We start from the raw sequence: 18,455 nt of genomic DNA, 5'->3' as shown, positions 1-18,455 counted from the left end.
CTCCTGCCGATCAGCTTACTATGCCTTGCCCTGCCAGCGCTGGAAGCGAAGGGCGTAGTCGGCGACCGTGGCCCCGGCGCCCAGGCCCAGGGCGGCGAGGTAGGCGGTGAGGTAGCCCCGCACGATCACCGCGGCCGAGGGCAGGTCCCGGAACCGCTCCTCCTCCAGGGCCTCCAGGTAGGCGAGGCGGACGTTGGTCTCGGCCGCCATGCGGTCCAGGGTGACGCCCGCGGCCTCGCGGGTGCGCTTCAGGGCGGGACCGTCCAGGATCCGGTCCGGCTCCCGCGCCGGGGCGGGCAGCGGCCGCGGCGGGGGATGGGGCGCGTCCAGGATGCCGCAGAGCTCGGCGTAGGCGGCCTCCACCTCGGCCAGGACCCGGGCCTGGGCCGCCGGGCCGAACTCGTCCATGGAGGGCAGTCCCGAGCCGGAATAGAGCCCCTTGAGGAACGTGTGGGCGCGGCGGATCTCGTCCAGGCCGGCGCCGGCGTCCACTTCCAGGAGCTCGCGGCAGCGCGCCTCCCCCATGGCCCCGGATCCGGTCATGGCGTCGCCTCCCCGCGGGCCCGGGTCTTCAGGATCCCGTCCAGGATCGATTCCAGGTCGTTGCGCAGGGCGAAGGAGGCGCCCTTGAGCACCAGGGTGGATCCCTGCCCGAACTGGTTCCACAGGTCCTTGTCGTGGTGGATGAATCCCGCGAGCTCCGTGGGCACCTGGAAGAACTTGACCACGGCGCTGCGGGCGGCGCGCCCCTGGTCCACCTGCCGGAACTCGCGCACCTCGTTGAGCACCAGGTGGAGCGCCAGCCTCGCGTGCTCGCGTCCGTAGGCCTCCTTGAAGGTCTCCGAGAGGCCCGAGAGGTGCCGGGCCAGATCCTGGACGGTGACGATGCCGTGGGCGGCGCGATCCTTCCAGATGGCCCGGGCGGGGTCGCGCAGGCGGGCTTCGGTCAGGACCCCGCTGAGCAGCCGGAACTGGAGGTTCTTCACGAAGAGGTAGAAGTTCTCGATGGAGAGCGGCTCGGGGGTGATGACGGCCACCTTCACGTCGGCCAGGAGGAAGGCGTCCAGGGTGTCGTACTGGGTGCCCGCCCCCAGGTCCAGGATCACGTGGTCCGCCTCCAGGCGCCGGAGGTGCCGGAAGAACTTCTGCTTCTGGGCCGAATTCATGCCATCGGTGTTGGCGGAGTTGAGGTTGCCCGGCACCAGCTGGAGGCCGGGGACCCGGGTGTCCAGGGCCAGCTCCTCCAGGGTGGCCTTGCCGTCCAGGAACCGGCCCAGGTTCGCCGGGGGGTTCCGCAGGCCGCAGTAGGTGTGCTGGTTGGCGCCGCCGAAGTCGGCGTCCACCAGGACCACCCGCCGGGAGCGCTCCGCGAGCCGGATGGCGAGGCCGTTGGACACGAGGCTCTTGCCCGTGCCGCCCTTGCCTCCCCCCACTGCCCAAATCAGCATGAAAGCCCTATAGAAACATCCGAGTCCACCCTAACAGAATCGGACCAGTAAGGTTAGGCGGGCGAATGACCCTATTGCCAGAACGGATCGTATTGAGATTTTTATATAGTGGGTTGGGTTTGTTGACATATTCTAGGAAATAACACTGGAAGGCTCATGGATCCTATCAACCCAGCGGCTGGCCCCTCACCCTTCCTCAACTGGAAGGAACCCCGGGAAGTTGCCAAACGACTTAAAGTCCTCATCAAGGCCATCGAGCAGAGCCCGGTCTCCGTCATCATCACGGACCCCAAGGGCGTCATCCAGTACGTGAACCCCAAGTTCACGCAGCTCATGGGCTTCTCGCTGGAGGAGGCGGTGGGCCAGACCCCCCGCATCCTCAAGGGCGGGTTCCTCACCCGGGACTTCTACAAGAACATGTGGGACACGATCCAGGAAGGCCGCGAGTGGCACGGGCTCTTCCACAACCGCACCAAGGGCGGCGACCTGGTGTGGGAGCTGGCCTCCATCTCGCCGATCCGGGACGACTTCGGGACCATCACCCACTTCGTGGGGGTGAAGGAGGACATCACCGAGCTCAAGCGCCTCCAGGACCAGATGGCCCACATGGCGCACCACGACCAGCTCACGGGCCTGCCCAACCGGTTCCTGTTCCTGGACCGCCTGGGCCAGATGCTCGCCCAGGCCAAGCGCCGGGACACCACCTTCGCCGTGCTCTACCTGGACCTGGACGACTTCAAGGCCGTCAACGACACCCGGGGCCACGCCGCCGGCGACAGCCTCCTGACCGCGGTGGCCCAGCGCCTCATGGGCTGCGTGCGGGAGACCGACACCGTCAGCCGCATGGGCGGGGACGAGTTCACCATCCTCCTGGCGGACATCCACGACATGGCGGACGTGGAGCGCATCGTGGGCATGATCCTCAAGGCGATCTCGAACCCCTTCACCATCGGGGCCGGGGAGTGCAACGTGGGCATCTCCATCGGCGTGGCCATCTACCCCCTGGACGGCCTGGACACGGACCCCCTGCTGTCGGCGGCCGACAGCGCGCTCTACAAGGTCAAGGCCGACGGCAGGGGCGGCTACTGCTTCCCCTCCCGCAACCTGGGGCTGCCGCCGGCCTGAGGGGAATCAGCAATCCTTTCCCGGCGAACCTCGGCTCCTGTCCCGGACCCAGGCCCGGAAATCATGAGGGCTTTCCTTTTTGACACCTTCTAGAATCGAACGATGAGCCTGGGTCTTTCCGTTCGCGAGTTCGTCGCCCCCCTGGAGCCTTCGGGAAGCCTGGACGCCAGGCGCTCCCTGCCCGCCGAGGAGGACCCCATGGCCCTGGGGGCGCGGCTCCACGCGCGGGTGCAGAAGCGCCTGGTGCAGGAGGACGCCCGGACCCGGCCGGAGGTGGCCGTGCAGGCCGCGCTGGCCCACGAGGGCTTCGAGGTGCTGGTGCGGGGCCGGGTGGACGTGCTTTTGGGCTCCAGCCCGCCGGTGGTGGAGGAGATCAAGACCAGCTTCCGCCCCGGGGCCGTTCTCGCGGAGCTGGACGCGGAGCACCCCTTCGCCCTTCAGGCGCTCATGTACGCATGGATCGTCTGGAAGGACGCGGGGGAGGTCCCCCTCTGCCGCATCCGGGTCATCAGCCTCCTGGACGAGAGCGAGACCCTGGTGGAGCTGCCCTTCGACCCCGGGGCCTTCTCGGCCTGGGTGGAGACGCGGCTCCGGGACCTGCACGCGGCCTGGGACCGGGCCCAGGCCCGGCGCGCGGAGCGCCGGGAGCTGGCCGGGAGCCTCGCCTTCCCCTTCCCGGAACCCCGGCCCGGGCAGGCCCGGCTGGTGGAGCTGGTGGCCTCCACCCTGGCCTCGGGCCGGCGCATGCTCCTGCAGGCCCCCACGGGCCTGGGCAAGACCGCCGCGGTGCTCTTCCCCGCCCTGGCCCGGGCCCTGGCCGACGATCTGCGGGTCTTCTACTGCACGCCCCGCAACAGCCAGCACGAGGTGGCCGAGGACTGCGTGCGGCGCATCCGCGCCAGCGGCCACCCGGTGCGCTCGGTGACCATCAAGGCCAAGGAGAAGGTCTGCCCCCAGGCCGAGGTGGACTGCCGGCCCGAGGTGTGCCCCCGGGCGGACCTCTACTTCGACCGCCTCAAGGCCTCGGGCGCCGTGGACGCGCTCATGGCCTCGGGCTGCGCCGACGCCGCGGCCGTGAAGGCCGCCGCGGACGAGCACCTGCTCTGCCCCTTCGAACTCTCCCTGGACGCCGCGCGGAGCGCCGACGTGGTCATCGGGGACTACAACTACGCCTTCGCTCCCAATGCCACCCTGGTGCGGTTCTTCGGTTCCCCCGAGGAGGCCGCGCGCAACGTCGTGCTGGTGGACGAGGCCCACAACCTGCCGGTGCGCGCCGCGGACTGGTTCAGCCCCGCCCTGGAGATCGCCTTCCTGGAGGAGCTGCGCAAGCGGCGCACCGTGCCCAGGGACCGCGCGCTGCGCACCCGGCTCACCGCCCAGATCAGGCGCTGCGTGGCGCTCCTGCAGGCCCAGGAGGGCGACCACCGCGTCGTGGAGCTGGATCCCCAGCCCTTCCTGGGGGAGGAGTTCCGCATCACCCGGCTCGTCGCCGAGACCGCGGCGCGGGGCGTGGAGCTGCGCCCCTCCCATCCGCTGGTGGAGCTGCAGCGGGCCTGGGGGGCCTTCTGCGCCGTGCTGCGCATCCTGGCCGCGCCCCACATCGTCACCTGGGTCCCCCCCGGGCGCCTCCAGATCACCTGCGCCGACGCCTCGGCCCACCTGCAGGAGCGCATGGCCGGGTTCCATTCCGCCGTGCTCTTCTCGGCCACCCTCAAGCCCTTCCTCTACCACCGGCGCCTGGCGGGCCTGGCCTCCCTGGACGTCGTGGAGGCCGAGATCCCCTCGCCCTTCCCGCCCGCGAACCGCAAGATCCTCGTGGTGCCGCAGATCTCCACCCTGTACCGGCTGCGGGACCGGGAGGTGCCCCGCATCGCCCACTTCCTGGGCCGCGTCCTGCCCCTGCGCCCCGGCAACTACTTCGTCTTCTTCCCGAGCTTCGAGATGCTGGAGAAGACCCTGCCCCACCTGGACCTGCCCGGCTTCCAGGTGCTCGCCCAGCCCCGCAGGGCCGGCGCCGCCCGCATCGCCGAACTGGTCCAGGCCCTGCGCGCCGGCACCGGCACCGTGGTGCTGGCCGTGCAGGGCGGCTCCCTCTCCGAGGGCATCGACCTGCCCGGGGAGGCCCTGATCGGGTGCGTGGTGGCCGGCCCCCCCCTGCCCCCCTTCGACCTGGAGCGGGACCGCGTGCGGGCCTACTTCCAGGCGGCCTACGGCTGCGGCCAGGCCTACGCCTACACCTACCCCGCGGCCGCCAAGGCCGTGCAGGCCGCGGGGCGGGTGATCCGCACCCCCGAGGACCGCGGCCTCCTGGTGTTCCTGGACGGCCGGTTCCTGGAGGCCGACTATGCCGCCTGTTTCCCCGAGGGCTGGTTCCGGGAGTCCCCCGCCGAGCTGGTGTCCGCATCGATCCTGGGGGACATCGCGGACTTCTGGACTGTGCCATCCTGAGGTATGCGCCTTTTCGCCCCGTTCCTCGCCATCCTCCTCCTGGCCCCGCTCCAGGCCCAGGCCCCGCCGCTCCTGGCGGCCTCGGCCCAGGTGGACGACGGCCCGCACGTCGTGTGGGAGGGCCGCAAGGCCCGGGTGCTCCGGTGGCGCCAGGGCAAGCCCGAGGAGACCCCCCTCCCCGCGAGCGGCCTGCTGGCCCTGGACGGCCTGCCGCCCCTCCAGCTGGATCCGGAACCGGCCCCCCAGCAGCCCGCCGTCTTCCCCCTGCCCGCGAAGATCGCCGCCATCAGCGACATCCACGGCAACTACGCCGCCATGACCACCCTCCTGGTGAACCAGGGCATCCTCGCCAAGGACCTCACCTGGGCCTTCGGCAAGGGCCACCTGCTGGTCCTGGGCGACACCGTGGACCGGGGTGCCCAGGTGACCGAGATCTTCTGGCTCCTGCGCTCCCTGGAGCGGCAGGCCCGGGACGCCGGCGGCAGGGTCCACATGCTCCTGGGCAACCATGAGGTGATGAACATGAAAGGGGATATCCGGTACCTGAACGCCAAGTACCGCGCCCTGCCCCTGACCGCCCCCTACCTCCTGGGCCCGGACACCGAGGCCGGCCGCTGGGTGCGCTCCCACCCGGTCATGGTGCGCCTGGGCGACGTGCTCTTCGTGCACGGCGGCGTGTCGCCCCACCTGGCGGAGGCCTTCCCGACCCTGGAAGCCGTGAACGCCGCGGCCAGGGACGCCCTTCCGGCCATCAAGAAGACCCTCCTGGGGGGCGCCGGCCCCTTGTGGTACCGCGGCATGGTCATGGATCCCCTGGACCCGGCGGCGGTGGTGGAGGCCAGCCTCCGCCCCTACCAGGCCCGGACCGTGGTGGTGGGCCACACGACCGTCAAGCAGGTGACGGCCATCCGTCCCGGGCAGGTCTACCTCATCGACGCCGGCCTGAGCGAGGGGCGGCCTGGCGAGCTCTGGCTCCAGACGGACGGCAAGCGGTGGCGGGGGCTGGCCGACGGGACGCGGCTGCCGCTGGACTAAGACATCCCCCGGCAGAGCCGGGGGGTTTAAAACGTGAGCCGCTCAAAGCGGCTGGTCGGGGTCGCTAACGCGGCCCCGAATCATAGGATGGGCACCTTGGAGGTGCCTGGTCAGCGAAACAGGGACAGTTGCTCAAATCGCTCGTCCTCCTTTTCCTGTTTTCGGATGTATTCGCGCACGACCGTCTCATCTCGGCCCACTGTCGATACGAAGTAGCCGCGCGCCCAGAAGTTCTGGCCTACAAAGTTGCGCTTCCTCTCCCCATACACGCGGGCGAGGTGAATCGCGCTCTTACCCTTGATGAACCCGATCACCTGCGCCACGGCATACTTTGGCGGAATCGAAATCAGAATATGGACGTGATCGGCCATGAGGTGCCCCTCCTCGATCCGGCATTCCTTCTGCGCGGCCAGTTGCCGGAACACCTCACCCAGATGTGGTCGTAACTTCTCGTAGAGCGTCTTTCTTCGACATTTTGGGATAAACACCACGTGGTACTTACACTCCCACCGGGAGTGGCTTAGACTTTCCGACGAGTCCATCTTGGACCTCCTTTCGTGTGCTTGGCGGCTCACAATCGGAGATTCCAGGATGGACTCCCTGAAATGTCAAACTTCTACTGCCACCCCGGCAGAGCCGGGGGGTCTCCTGGTTTTGCTAGGCGGGCGATCCAGGACGACGCGCACCCGGGGGTTCCACCCGGCACCGGGGACGCTACACTCTTCCCTTTGGGGGACCCTTGAACCGCGCTTTCCTCCTTTGCCTCCCGCTCGCCCTGCTGGCCTCCTCGGCAGCCGCGCAACCCCCCACCCGCGCCAAGAAGAAGACCCCGGCGCCCGTCACCAAAAAAGGACCCGTCATGATCACCACCCCCAGCGGCCTCAGCTACCTCGAAACCAACGAAGGAACGGGCGAGTCCCCGAAGAAGGGCCAGACCTGCGTCATGCACTACACCGGCTGGCTCTCCGACGGCGGCAAGCCCGGCAAGAAGTTCGACAGCTCCGTGGACCGGGGCCAGCCCTTCTCCTTCAGCGTGGGCGTCGGCCAGGTCATCAAGGGCTGGGACGAGGGCGTGATCACCATGAAGAAGGGCGGCAAGCGCACCCTCCACATCCCCGCCGCCCTGGGCTACGGCTCCCGCGGCGCGGGCGGCGTGATCCCCCCCAACGCGGACCTGATCTTCGACGTGGAGCTGATCGACTTCCGCTAGAACTGGAAGCCCGCCGAGATCGTGACGTTCCTCAGCTGCGTGCTCCGGTCCCCGGCGGACCGGGGCCGGCCGAGGATCCTGTCCACGTCCGCGGCGTACTCCAGCTTCAGCGGGATGCCCAGCTTCACGATGATGCCCAGGCCCAGCGCGGTGCGCAGGGGCAGGTTGGTGCGGTTGCCCTTGGCGTCCTCGGACCAGGCGCGGCCGGGCTTCTGGTAGACCTGGCCGGTGTCCACGAAGACCTCGCCCCACAGGGTCGGGCCGAGGATGGGGAAGCGGTACTCCAGGTTCGCGATGAAGAGGGCCTGGCCGCCCAGGGGGATCTGCTCGGTGGCTTCCACCGGAAGGCCGTCGGGGCCGGTGATCATCTTGATTTTGCCGTCGGCGTTCAAGATGGGGATGCGGCCCAGGGGGCCCAGGAAGTCGGGCTCCACGCCGCGCATGGTGCCCGAACCGCCCGCGAAGAACCGCTCCGAAAGCGGCAGGTCCTCGGCGGTCTTGGCGGTGGGAACGGCCAGGCCCAGGCGGACCCCGAAGGCCACCACGCCGGCCGAGGCCTTGTAGCCCACGGGCCAGGTCCACTGGTTGCGCAGGTCCAGCTTCATGAAGCTGCTGTTCTTGCTGGTGAGGAAGAACTGGCTGGCGGCCTCGAATCGGGCCAGGGAGTAGGTTCCGGTGGTGGGGTCGAAGGCGCTGTCGCGGGTGTCCCGCACCACCTGGACGTAGGGGGAGGAGATGATGGCCCGGTCGGGGTACTTGGCGATCTTGGTCAGGTCGTCGCTGTTGATGTTGTCGTTGCTGGCCGCCACCTCGACCCGCTCGAACCGGTACCCGGCCTCCACGGCCACCCGGGAAGGCAGCGCCCACCGCAGCGAGGCGAGGAACCGGCGCCGGCGCACCTGGTAGATGTAGCGCTGCTCCTGGATGTACGCCCCCTCCGTGCGGAAGGTGGTGCGGTCCGGCAGCGCCTCGCCCAGTTTGCCGGGTTCGAACCAGGGGTCGGTGTAGCCCAGGGAGACGGAGTTCAGTGACCTCGTGTACTGGCCCGTGGGGAACGTCTCGCGCAGGGTGCGGTTGTTCAGGAACCCGTCGCCGGCGCGGGCGTTGAAGTCCACGGTGCGGCCCATGCCTCCGACGTTCAGGCGCTGGACGCCCGTGCCCAGGTAGTAGCCCTGGGTGCGGTCGTAGCCGAAGGAGTTGGTGATCACCCAGGGGGAGCGCTCCTCGGCGCGGAACAGCAGGTCGCCGGCCTTCCACGGGGAGGGCGGGCCCGCCTCGGCGCCTTCGGCGAGGTTGGACACCTCCACCCGCTGGAAGGCCCCGAGGCCGCCCAGGCGCCCCTGGGCCCGGCCCAGCTTGTCCTGGTCGAGGGGATCGCCGGGGTTCAGGTTGATCTCGCGCAGCACAGCCCTGGCGCGGGTCCTCCCGGCGCCCCGCACCACCACGCGGTCCACCTTCTCCATGGGCTGGTCGGGCACCTCGAAGAGGATGCCGCAGGCGCCGCTCTCCTCCACCACCACCTGGGAGCGCACGGTGGGGCGCAGGACGCCCAGCGCGACCAGATGCTGCTGGCGGACCGAGGTGTAGGCCCGGAAGAGGTCCGCCTTGAGGAGCGGGATGGGCCTGGAGAAGGTGAGCGTGACCTGCAGCCTCCCCTCCACGGGGTGGAGGGCCAGGGCGGCTTCGCAGCCCGCCATCTCGCGGCGGTCGCTGCGGTAGATCCGCGCCCCGTCCCGGTCGGCGACGAACACCGGCTTGTCGGCGAACAGCAGGGCCAGGCCGGACCCCAGGCCCCAGGGATCGCCGAAGCCCTCGGGGGGCAGGTCCAGCCGCGCCCAGTTCACGAGCCGCTGGCGCCCTTCGCGGATGCGGAACACCAGGTCGGCCTTGCCGTTCCTGAGCTCCACGGAGCGCCGGACCTTGGCGTCGGTGAACCCGCGGCTCTCGTACAGCGCCTGGATGTGGTTCTCGGCGGCGTCCAGGAGCTCGGGCCGGGCCTTGGCGCCCAGGAAGCCCCCCACGTCGGCGGCCTTGCGCAGGTCCTTCTCGCTCACGGCCTGGTTGCCCTCGAACGTGAAGGCGCCCAGCTTCGAGACGGGGCCGGGGGCCAGGTGGTAGGTCACGACCACCTCTTCCGGCCCCTCGGGGCCGGTCTTCGTCACGGTCCGGCTGTAGGTCACCTGGGGGTCCAGGTGCCCGCGGGACCGGAACAGGCGCACGATGCGCCGCTCCCCCTCGTCCAGGAGCTCCGGGGTGTAATGGTCCGCCCGGGCGAGGGGGACCAGGTCCTTCAGGGTGGTGGTCCAGCCCAGCCCGGCGCCGTCGGACGTGAGGATCACCTTCGGCCCCACGTCCAGGGTGATGCGCAGCAGGCCGCCGGTATCCCAGTCGAGGTCGACGTGGCTCTCAAAGCGCTTGGCGCCCACCAGCTTCTTCCGCAGGCGCCGCAGGCACTCCAGCTCCACCTCCCGGTTCCACAGGGTGACGCCCGGCACCACCTTGGTCTCCCGGACGAGGGACGCCGTTGAAAACGGGCCGACCTTGCCCACCACCTCCACGCCCCGGATGAGGTTGGGCCTGCCAAGGGCCAGGTCCATCACGATCCGGGTGTCCCCTTCGGCCCTGGACACGGCGACCCGGGCGGCGGGGTAGCCCGCGGCGACCAGGTGCTCCTGGGCCTGGGCCCGCTGGGCCTCCAGGCGGGTGGCCCCGACCCGGTCGCCCTTCCGGAGGCCCGGGAAGAGGTTCCTGCGCAGGGAGGAGGGCGCATCGCCCCGCACCTGGATGGCGGCCACCCGGGGCCAGGGATCCAGGCGCACCACGCCCTGGCCGCCCTCCACGGCCCGGAAGCGGTCCGTGGCCCGGATGGCCTCGAGGGCAAGCTGGAACTCCGGCCCCGACAGGGCGTGGCCAGGGCGGACCCCGGCTGCCGCCCGTGCGAACGCCTGATCGTCCACGCTTCCGCCCACGAACTCCAGCCGGTCCGCCGGCGCCTGCCCCAGGCCCAGGGCAGGAACTGCCAGGAGGAGCAGGGGCGGGCCGAAGCGGTTCATCGGCTTGGGTTAGAAGCCGGCGAGGGACTCTTCCTCGGTTTCCTTCACGTCGAAGACGGAGTGGAGGCTGGTCATGGTGATCAGATTGAAGATGCGGGAGTTCATGCCGCAGATGCGCAGCTCTCCGCCCTTGTTCTTGATGGAGGTGTAGCAGCCCACCAGCTCGCCCACGCCCGAGGAATCGAGGTAGCTGACTTTGCTCAGGTTAAGAATGATGCGGCGGCTGCCGGCCTCCAGGACGGTGCGCACGGCCTCGCCGAGTTCCTGGTCCCCGTCCCCCAGCGTGATCTTGCCCTCGGGGTAGAGGATGGTGATGCCCTGGTGGTCGCGTTGGGTGATCTTCATATGCATTCCTCACGGTATTCCAGGAGTCTACCAAGGCGGGTGGCCAAACCCAACCCACGATTGCGGTGCGGGGCGATGCGGCATGAACCATGCAATGAGGGGGGGGTCCGGATGGCTTTCCGGACACCTTCACCTAGGTGTCCCCATGTTCGACCTGGTTTCCCAGAACCCCATGATCGCGCTCGCCGACAAGGGCATGTCCCTGGCCACCCAGCGCATCTCCCTCATCGCCTCGAATCTGGCCAACATCGATACGCCCGGCTACCGCACCAAGGACTTCGACTTCGCGGCGGCCTTCAAGACCGAGATGGAGAAGCTGGATAGGCAGTTCTCGCCCACCCCGGGCGCCCCATCCTCCTTCGACAAGGGGATCACGCCCCCGGCCATCATCCACCCGGTCGACATCACCTCGGAACGCAACGACGGCAACGACGTGCACCTGGACCGGGAGAACATGCTGCTCAACCAGACCCAGACCATCTTCACCATGAGTTCCAACCTGGCCCAGGGCGAGCTCAAGCTCGTGCTGGGCGCCATCCGGGATGCGGCCAAATAATGAGCACCTTCGACGCCATCAACAACATCGCCGCCTCCGGCATGGCCGCCCAGCGCCTCCGGGCCCAGCTGGTGGCCTCCAACATCGCCAACGCCGAGACCACGCGGACCCCCCAGGGGGGCCCCTTCCGCCGCAAGGACGCCGTGTTCTCGGTGGACACCCTGGACATGGGCCCCAACGGCGTGCCCGTGACCGGGGTCAAGGTGGCCGAGATCCGCGCCTCCCAGGACCCCTTCCTCACCAAGTACGACCCGGGCCATCCGGACGCCGACGCCTCGGGGATCGTGCAGTACCCCAACGTCAACCCCGTGGAGGAGATGGTCAACCTCACCGAGGCCAGCCGGGGCTTCGACGCCAACGCCTCGGTGGTGCGGGCGGTGCGGACCATGACGCTTTCGGCCCAGGATTTGCTCCGGGTTACCTGATGGGCGGATTTCGCCCGGTGACGGATTTCTGACTGGCCCCCCGGCCAGGAACACCCCATCCTGAAGCAGTTCCATCGCAAGGTTCGCCATGAACCCCATTCTCCCCAGCCAGCTCCCCTCCCTCGACGCCCTCGCCCAGGCCGCCCAGAAGCCTGCCGCCAGCGGCCAGGCCGGGTCGGAAGCCACGCCGTTCGCCGACATCCTGAAGCAGGCCCTGGCCGAAGTGAACGACTCCCACGCCAACGCCGAGCAAGAGGCACGGAACTTGATAAGTGGAAACTCCACTGACATGCACACGGCGATTCTGGCGGTCCAGAAGGCCGATGTCAGCTTCCAGATGATGATGGCCGTCCGTTCCAAGCTGGTGGACGCATACCGCGAAGTGATGCGAATGCAGATGTGACGCATAGCTTTCCGGCCATCGAAAGGACCCAATGGCCGACGAGAACAGCGTCACCAAGCAATTCACCCAGGCACTGGAGAACATGACGGCCACCCAGAAGGGGATGGTCGCCGCCATGACCTTGACGGTGCTCCTGGTCCTCATCGGCTTCGGCCTGTGGGCCGGGCAGGAGAACATGGGGGTGCTCTTCAGCAACCTGCCCCCCCTGGACGCCAACCGCATCGTCGAAGAGCTGAAGAAGCAGAATATTAAATACGAATTGAGCACGGACCAGCGCACGGTGTCCGTGCCCGAGAAGCGCGTGGGCGACCTGCGCCTGAAGTTCGCCGGGGACGGCCTGCCCCAGGGCGAGGGCATCGGCTTCGACAAGCTGGAGAACCCCGGCCTCACCACCACCGACTTCACCCAGAAGATCATGTACCGCCGGGCCCTGGAGGCCAACCTGGCCAAGACCATCATGGCGCTCCAGCAGGTGGCGGGCGCCACGGTGCACATCACCCCCCAGAACGACAGCCCCTTCGCCACGGAGAAGGAGGAGGCCAAGGCCTCCGTGCTCCTCAAGCTCAAGGGCGGCCGGGCCCTGCCCGACGAGAACACCCAGGCCATCGTGAACCTGGTGGCCGCCAGCGTGGAGGGCCTCAAGCCCGACCAGGTGGTGGTCATCGACCAGTTCAGCCGGATCCTCAGCCGCACCGGGCGCGACCCCGCGGTGGGGGCCTCGGACGTGCAGAAGAAGGCCCAGCGCGAGGAGGAGGACCACCTGGTGAGGATGGTCACCGAGCTGCTGGAGCCGGTGGTGGGCATCGGCAAGGTGCGGGCCACCGCGCGGGTGGACCTGGACTTCGACAAGGTGAAGGTCAATTCCGAGACCTTCGACCCCGCCGGCCAGGTGGAGCGGGACCTCAAGGTCCTGAAGGAGGAGGGCCAGAAGCGCGACGGCGTGGCCGGCGTGCCCGGCACCCCCTCCAACGTGCCCCCCATCAACCAGCCCGCTCCCGGCACGCCGGGCACCGACAGCCACAAGAAGGAGGAGACCACCACCCACTACGAGATCTCCAAGACCCTCAAGTCCGTGGAGCAGGCCCCCGGCAACGTGCGGCGCCTGTCCCTGGCCGTCATCGTGGACGACGGCAGCAAGTGGGAGAAGGACGCCAAGGGCAATCCCGTGGAGAAGGTCACGCCCCGCACCGCCGACGAGCTGAAGAAGATCCGGGAGCAGGTGGCCTCGGCCATCGGCTTCCAGCAGAAGCGCGGTGATGAATTGACAGTGGAAAACATGGCCTTCGCCCCCACCAGCAACCCCAAGGAGGAGCAGGAGGCCAGGCAGCAGAGGTGGATCAATCTCGGCTGGGAACTGGCGCCCAAGGTCCTGTGGATCATCCTTGGGTTGGTCGTCTTCTTCCTGATCATCCTGCCCATGCTCAAGCGCCTCTCCTCAGCCCTCAACCGTCCCGCCCCCCTCCGGGTGCGCGTGGGCGCCGAAGGCGGAGCGCCGGGCGAACCCGGGGCCCCCCGGAAGTTCACGCCGCTCAAATCCATGGCCGAGATGGAATCCGAGATCGAGGCCGAGCTCAACGCCGAGGGGGCCTCCTCGGCGCCCGAAGCCCAGCGCCGCTCCCTGATCAAGAAGCGCATCCAGGAGAGCACGCTCAGCGACGCCGAGACCGTGGCCTCCCTGGTGAGATCCTGGATGATCGAGGACGGGAGATAGCATGGCCAAGCTTTCCGGCGCGCAAAAAGCCGCGGTCCTCATGGTCGCCCTGGGCGACGAGACCGCCTCCAGCATCTTCAAGTTCCTGGAAGAAGACGAGATCCAGAACATCTCCAAGGAGATCGCCCTCACCAAGCACGTGCAGCCCGAAACGGCCGACGAGGTGCTGGAAGAGTTCCACACCATGACCCTGGCCAAGACCTACATCGCCCAGGGCGGCATCGAGTATGCCAAGAAGCTGCTCATCAAGTCCGTGGGCCCCGAGGCCGCGCGCAAGATCATCGACCGGCTCACCAAGGCCCTGGAATCCTCCGCGGGCTTCTCGAGCATCGAGCGGGCCAACCCCCAGCAGCTCTCGAAGTTCATCCAGAACGAGCACCCCCAGACCATCGCCCTGATCCTGGCCCACCTCAACGCCTCCCAGGCCGGGGACCTCATCGCCAGCCTCCCCGAGGCCCTGCGGGCCGACGTGGCCATGCGCATGGCCAACCTCCAGGAGATCAGCCCCGAGGTGGTGCGCCGCATCTCGCTCATCCTCGAACAGAAGCTGGAGGCCCTGGGATCGTTCGCCACCGAGGCCTACGGCGGGGTGCGCGCCGTGGCCGAGCTCTTCAACCGCATGGACCGCACCACGGGCCGCGTGGTGCTGGAGAAGATCGAGAACGAGAACCCGCAGCTGGCCGCGAGCATCCGCGACCTCATGTTCGTCTTCGACGACATCCTGCTCATCGACGACCTGGGCATCGCCGAGATCCTCAAGCGCGTGGACAAGAAGTCCCTCACCACGGCCCTCAAGGGCACCTCCGAGGAGCTGCGCAACCAGTTCTTCCGCAACATGTCCTCCCGGGCCGTGGAGCTCATGAAGGAGGAGATGGAGTTCATGGGCCCGGTCAAGCTCAAGGACGTGGAGAAGGCCCAGCACGAGATCGTGGAGATCGTGCGCCAGCTGGAGGAGGAAGGCGTCATCAGCATCGGCGGCGGCGGCGGGGACGACTATGTCAGCTGAACGGGTCATTCCCGCCCGGCACGTGGACCTGGACGCCATCGAGGCCTTCCCCTACTTCGCCGCGGACTTCTCCGGGCCCATGGAGGGCGGGGAGAGCCTGGACGACGAGCCCCTGTCCTCGGAGCTCACCACGCCCGAGGAGGACGCCCGGCGCCTGGCCTCGGTGGACCAGATCATCTACGAGAAGCTCCAGCAGGCCGAGCGGGACGCCCACGACGTGGCCCGCAAGGCCTACGAGGAGGGGTTCCAGGCCGGCGAGGCCGAGGGCCGCACCTTCGGCGAGAGCCAGTACAAGGCCCAGATCCAGCGCCTGGACGCCGCGCTGGGCGACCTTTCCGCCTCCCTCGACCTCAACGCCAAGGTCACCCAGGAGGAGCTCCTGGCCCTCACCCTGGCCATGGCCGAGTACCTGGCGGCCCGCGAAGTGCAGGAGGGCGCCTCGACCATCGCGCCCCTCCTGGCCCGGGTGCTGGAGTCCCACCCCTTCCCCGAGGGCGACGCCGATCTCCAGGGCCGCCCCGGCCTCACCGTGCTCATGAACCCCCGCGACCTGGACCTGCTGGGGCCTTCCGCCCGGAACCACCCCGGCGTGGGCGTGCGGGAGGACGATGCCCTCAGCCGCGGCAGCCTGCGGGTGGAAAGCGTCGCGGGCGTGCTGGACGCCACCCTCGAGCGCCGCCGGGTCCGTCTCCTGGAGCTCCTGCAGAGGACCCGGGAGCAGGAGGGCTGATGGACTTCGCCGCCCTGACCCGCGAGGTCAAGCTGCTGCCCCCCGGCGACGTGCTGGGACGGGTGAGCAAGGTCGTGGGCCTGGTGGTGGAGTCCCGGGGTCCCGAGGGCTCCGTGGGCGAGCAGATGATCATCCACATGCAGGACGGGCGCCAGGTCATCGCCGAGGTGGTGGGCTTCCAGGGCCAGCAGGTGCTCCTCATGCCCGTGGAGAACATCGAGGGCATCCGCCCCGGCCTCATGGTGGAGGCCAGGGGGCACCAGCCCGAGCTGCCCGTGTCCAACGCCCTGCTGGGCCGGGTCATCGACCCCCTGGGCCGGCCCCTGGACGGCGGCCCCCCGCTCGACGCCCAGGACCGGGTCCCCATCCACGGGCGCCCCCCCAATCCCATGCAGCGCCGCATGATCAAGGAGGTCCTGGCCACCGGCGTGCGCGCCATCGACGGGCTCCTCACCCTGGGCAAGGGCCAGCGCATCGGCATCTTCTCGGGCTCGGGGGTGGGCAAGTCCACCCTCATGGGCATGATCGCCCGGAACACCTCGGCCCAGGTGAACGTCATCGCCCTGGTGGGGGAGCGGGGCCGCGAGCTGAAGGAATTCATCGAGAACGATCTGGGCCCCGAGGGCCTGGCCCGCAGCGTGGTGGTGGTGGCCACCAGCGACCAGACCCCCCTCCTGCGCCTGCGCTGCGCCCTGGCGGGCATGGCCGTGTCCGAGTACTTCATGCGCCAGGGCAAGGACGTCCTCATGATGATGGACAGCGTCACCCGCTTCGCCATGGCCCAGCGGGAAGTGGGGCTGTCGGCGGGGGAGCCGCCCTCCTCCCGGGGCTACACGCCGTCGGTCTTCGCCCTGCTGCCCCGGCTCATGGAGCGGGCCGGCACCTTCGAGGGCCAGGGGTCCATCACCGGAATCTTCACGGTGCTCGTGGAAGGCGACGACATGAACGAGCCCATCTCGGACGCCGTGCGCGGCATCCTGGACGGCCACGTGATCCTCTCCCGCAAGCTGGCCTCCAAGAACCACTTCCCCGCCATCGACGTGCTCCCGAGCATCTCGCGCCTGTTCTCGGCCCTGGCCGTCCCGGAGCAGAAGCAGCTCTGCGCCAAGATGCGGGACCTCATGGCCACCTACGCCGACGCCGAGGACCTCATCCAGATCGGCGCCTACACCAAGGGCGCCAGCCCCAACATCGACCAGGCCATCCAGTTCCAGCCGGTCATCCAGGCCTTCCTGCGCCAGGCCGTGGCGGAGGGCTCCGACTACCGGTCCACCCTCCTGGCCATGGGCCAGATATTCGGTATCGACCTGGCCCCCTTCCTGAAGCCGGCGGTGTGACGTGCCGGCCCGGTTCCGGTTCCGCCTCGAGTCCCTCCTGCGGGTGCGCGTCGCCCTGGAGGAGGAGGCCAAGCGCCGCCTGGCGGTGGCCATCCTCGCCCGGGACCGGGCCGCGGCCCGGGTCGCCGAGCTCCGGGAGGCCCAGCGGGTGGCCCTGGAGAGCCGGCGCACCGGCCTGAACGAGGCCGTCGACCTGGACCGGTGGCGGGCCACGGAGCGCTTCCTCCTCGTGGTGGAACGGCGCATCGCGGAGGCCGAGGAGGCCGTGGCCCAGGCCGAGGCCCGGGTCGCCGAGGCCCGGCAGGCCCTGCTCAAGGCCCACCAGGACCAGCTGGTCCTCCAGCGCCTCAAGGAGCGCCGCCAGGAACAGCACGCCCTGGAGCTCCTCCACGAGGAAACCCGGGAAATGGATGAAATCGCCGTTCTCCGGTACCACTTTACGCATTCGCAGGCATCCAATCGGTGAGGCAGCCATGAACGTCAAGAACCTCGCATGGGTCGTCGCCCCCCTCGCACTGTCCGCCGGGGTCATCTGGCTCTCCGCCCAGGCCCCCCAGACCACCGAGGGCGTGAAGATGGGCGAACTGGCCGAGAAGGTCCAGGCCCGGGAGAAGGCCGTGAACCAGAAGGAGGCCGAGCTGCGCCAGATGGAGGAGCGCCTGACCACCCTCCAGGGCTCCCTGGAGAAGGACCGCGCCGACCTCCAGAACCGGGAGAAGGCCCTCCAGGAGGCCAACCTGAAGCTCACGGCCCTGAAGACCCGCCCGCCCATCGACATCCAGATCATCCGCACCTACGAGAACATGGACCCCGTCGCCGCGGCGCCGGCGGTGAAGGAGCTGGCCGGCCTGAACCAGGAGGTGTGCGTGAGCCTGCTGGGCGGAATGCAGGCCAAGAAGGCCGCCCACATCCTCGATCAGCTGGCTCCCAGGGACGCTAAACTTGCGGCGCTGCTGTCTGAAAAAGTAGGGTTGACACGCCCCAAGGAGTGATAAGGTACCTCTTAGTTTTTTTGGGAAGGAGTTTATGAACGGATAAAAACAATTAATTACCCTATGAACACTTTTAATAAATATTTTTTAGATCTTATCAAAGCCGTCGAGGAAACTTTTTCCCGTCCGGCCCCAGAACAATGGAGAAGTGGAGGACATCATGGCAGCCAACAACGATGAAAATATCCAAATGAACGCGCAGGAAGCCGCACCTGCCACCCGGGACCACATGGCCGAGATCGGCCGCAAGGGTGGCCAGTCCGTGAGCCAGAACCGCGCCCACATGGCGGAGATCGGCCGCAAGGGCGGCCAGTCCGTGAGCCAGAACCGGGCCCACATGGCCGAAATCGGCCGAAAGGGCGGCGAGGCCGTGAGCCAGGACCGGTCCCACATGTCCCAGATCGGCCGCAAGGGCGGCGAGGCCGTGAGCCAGGACCGGTCCCACATGGAGGAGATCGGCCGCAAGGGCGGCACCTCCGTGAGCCAGGACCGGAGCCACATGGCCCAGATCGGCCGCAAGGGCGGCGAGGCCGTGAGCCAGGACCGGTCCCACATGGAGGAGATCGGCCGCAAGGGCGGGGAAGCCTCCCGCACCCGGAAGCCCCAGGAATGAGCCGGGCCACCCGGCGAA

19 protein-coding genes are annotated in these 18,455 nt (G+C 68.7%); 14 read left to right on the top strand and 5 right to left on the bottom strand.

Annotated elements, in window-relative coordinates:
- Positions 1–18: 18 nt before the first annotated feature.
- Both ACZ5MC_RS08505 and ACZ5MC_RS08500 read right to left on the bottom strand, forming a co-directional pair.
- Entirely contained in the window at positions 19–543 is a 525-nt protein-coding gene (locus ACZ5MC_RS08505; protein WP_306599897.1) for a helix-turn-helix domain-containing protein, read from the bottom strand.
- Positions 540–1,448, bottom strand: coding sequence for a nucleotide-binding protein (locus tag ACZ5MC_RS08500; protein WP_464517518.1), 909 nt, complete (start codon positions 1,446–1,448; stop codon positions 540–542). The genes ACZ5MC_RS08505 and ACZ5MC_RS08500 overlap by 4 nt, the downstream gene beginning before the upstream one ends.
- Before the next feature lie 156 nt (positions 1,449–1,604).
- Here ACZ5MC_RS08500 and ACZ5MC_RS08495 point away from each other — a divergent pair, with 156 nt between their 5' ends.
- The 3 genes from ACZ5MC_RS08495 to ACZ5MC_RS08485 all read left to right on the top strand — a co-directional run bounded on the left by ACZ5MC_RS08495 (position 1,605) and on the right by ACZ5MC_RS08485 (position 6,056).
- Entirely contained in the window at positions 1,605–2,573 is a 969-nt protein-coding gene (locus ACZ5MC_RS08495; protein ID WP_464517517.1) for a sensor domain-containing protein, read from the top strand.
- A 102-nt stretch (positions 2,574–2,675) separates the two neighbouring features.
- Positions 2,676–5,021, top strand: coding sequence for an ATP-dependent DNA helicase (locus tag ACZ5MC_RS08490; protein WP_464517516.1), 2,346 nt, complete (start codon positions 2,676–2,678; stop codon positions 5,019–5,021).
- A gap of 3 nt (positions 5,022–5,024) precedes the next feature.
- Complete coding sequence (locus tag ACZ5MC_RS08485) at positions 5,025–6,056, top strand: metallophosphoesterase (protein WP_464517515.1); 1,032 nt, start codon at positions 5,025–5,027, stop codon at positions 6,054–6,056.
- A gap of 110 nt (positions 6,057–6,166) precedes the next feature.
- Here ACZ5MC_RS08485 and tnpA read toward each other — a convergent pair whose 3' ends face one another.
- Entirely contained in the window at positions 6,167–6,598 is a 432-nt protein-coding gene (gene tnpA / locus ACZ5MC_RS08480; protein WP_306600627.1) for an IS200/IS605 family transposase, read from the bottom strand.
- 197 nt (positions 6,599–6,795) lie between these two features.
- On the opposite strand from tnpA, the gene ACZ5MC_RS08475 reads away from it, so the two are divergent.
- Entirely contained in the window at positions 6,796–7,266 is a 471-nt protein-coding gene (locus ACZ5MC_RS08475) for an FKBP-type peptidyl-prolyl cis-trans isomerase (protein WP_306599892.1), read from the top strand.
- Here the strand turns inward: ACZ5MC_RS08475 and ACZ5MC_RS08470 are convergent.
- Complete coding sequence (locus ACZ5MC_RS08470; RefSeq protein ID WP_464517514.1) at positions 7,263–10,319, bottom strand: BamA/OMP85 family outer membrane protein; 3,057 nt, start codon at positions 10,317–10,319, stop codon at positions 7,263–7,265. The genes ACZ5MC_RS08475 and ACZ5MC_RS08470 overlap by 4 nt on opposite strands.
- Positions 10,320–10,328: 9 nt before the next feature.
- Positions 10,329–10,664 carry an STAS domain-containing protein gene (locus ACZ5MC_RS08465; RefSeq protein ID WP_306599890.1) on the bottom strand — a complete coding sequence of 112 codons (336 nt, stop codon included), beginning with the start codon at positions 10,662–10,664 and terminating at the stop codon, positions 10,329–10,331.
- Between the two features lie 145 nt (positions 10,665–10,809).
- Between ACZ5MC_RS08465 and flgB the strand changes: the two genes are divergently transcribed.
- From flgB to ACZ5MC_RS08415, 10 genes are all read left to right on the top strand, one after another.
- The gene (flgB, locus tag ACZ5MC_RS08460; protein ID WP_306599889.1) at positions 10,810–11,220 is read left to right on the top strand and encodes a flagellar basal body rod protein FlgB; all 411 of its coding nucleotides are present in this window, start codon (positions 10,810–10,812) and stop codon (positions 11,218–11,220) included.
- Complete coding sequence (flgC, locus tag ACZ5MC_RS08455) at positions 11,220–11,645, top strand: flagellar basal body rod protein FlgC (protein WP_306599888.1); 426 nt, start codon at positions 11,220–11,222, stop codon at positions 11,643–11,645. Before flgB ends, flgC begins: the two co-directional genes overlap by 1 nt.
- A gap of 88 nt (positions 11,646–11,733) precedes the next feature.
- Positions 11,734–12,048 (top strand): flagellar hook-basal body complex protein FliE, encoded by a 315-nt coding sequence (fliE, locus tag ACZ5MC_RS08450; protein ID WP_306599887.1) that lies wholly within the window; start codon positions 11,734–11,736, stop codon positions 12,046–12,048.
- Positions 12,049–12,079: 31 nt separating this feature from the next.
- The gene (gene fliF, locus ACZ5MC_RS08445; protein WP_306599886.1) at positions 12,080–13,759 is read left to right on the top strand and encodes a flagellar basal-body MS-ring/collar protein FliF; all 1,680 of its coding nucleotides are present in this window, start codon (positions 12,080–12,082) and stop codon (positions 13,757–13,759) included.
- 1 nt (position 13,760) lies between these two features.
- Entirely contained in the window at positions 13,761–14,765 is a 1,005-nt protein-coding gene (gene fliG / locus ACZ5MC_RS08440) for a flagellar motor switch protein FliG (RefSeq protein ID WP_306599885.1), read from the top strand.
- The gene (locus ACZ5MC_RS08435) at positions 14,755–15,495 is read left to right on the top strand and encodes a FliH/SctL family protein (RefSeq protein WP_306599884.1); all 741 of its coding nucleotides are present in this window, start codon (positions 14,755–14,757) and stop codon (positions 15,493–15,495) included. Before fliG ends, ACZ5MC_RS08435 begins: the two co-directional genes overlap by 11 nt.
- A complete protein-coding gene (locus tag ACZ5MC_RS08430) occupies positions 15,495–16,832 on the top strand; it encodes a FliI/YscN family ATPase (RefSeq protein WP_306599883.1) in 1,338 nt (445 codons plus the stop codon). The genes ACZ5MC_RS08435 and ACZ5MC_RS08430 overlap by 1 nt, the downstream gene beginning before the upstream one ends.
- Position 16,833: 1 nt before the next feature.
- A complete protein-coding gene (gene fliJ, locus ACZ5MC_RS08425; RefSeq protein WP_464517513.1) occupies positions 16,834–17,298 on the top strand; it encodes a flagellar export protein FliJ in 465 nt (154 codons plus the stop codon).
- Positions 17,299–17,305: 7 nt separating this feature from the next.
- Positions 17,306–17,824 carry a MotE family protein gene (locus ACZ5MC_RS08420; RefSeq protein WP_306599881.1) on the top strand — a complete coding sequence of 173 codons (519 nt, stop codon included), beginning with the start codon at positions 17,306–17,308 and terminating at the stop codon, positions 17,822–17,824.
- 190 nt (positions 17,825–18,014) lie between these two features.
- A complete protein-coding gene (locus tag ACZ5MC_RS08415; RefSeq protein WP_306599880.1) occupies positions 18,015–18,437 on the top strand; it encodes a hypothetical protein in 423 nt (140 codons plus the stop codon).
- Positions 18,438–18,455 lie beyond the last annotated feature (18 nt).

Source organism: Mesoterricola sp. JemC181 (assembly GCF_055384585.1).
Note: the sequence above shows the minus strand (reverse complement) of the source record. Positions and strands in the feature narration are given on the sequence as shown.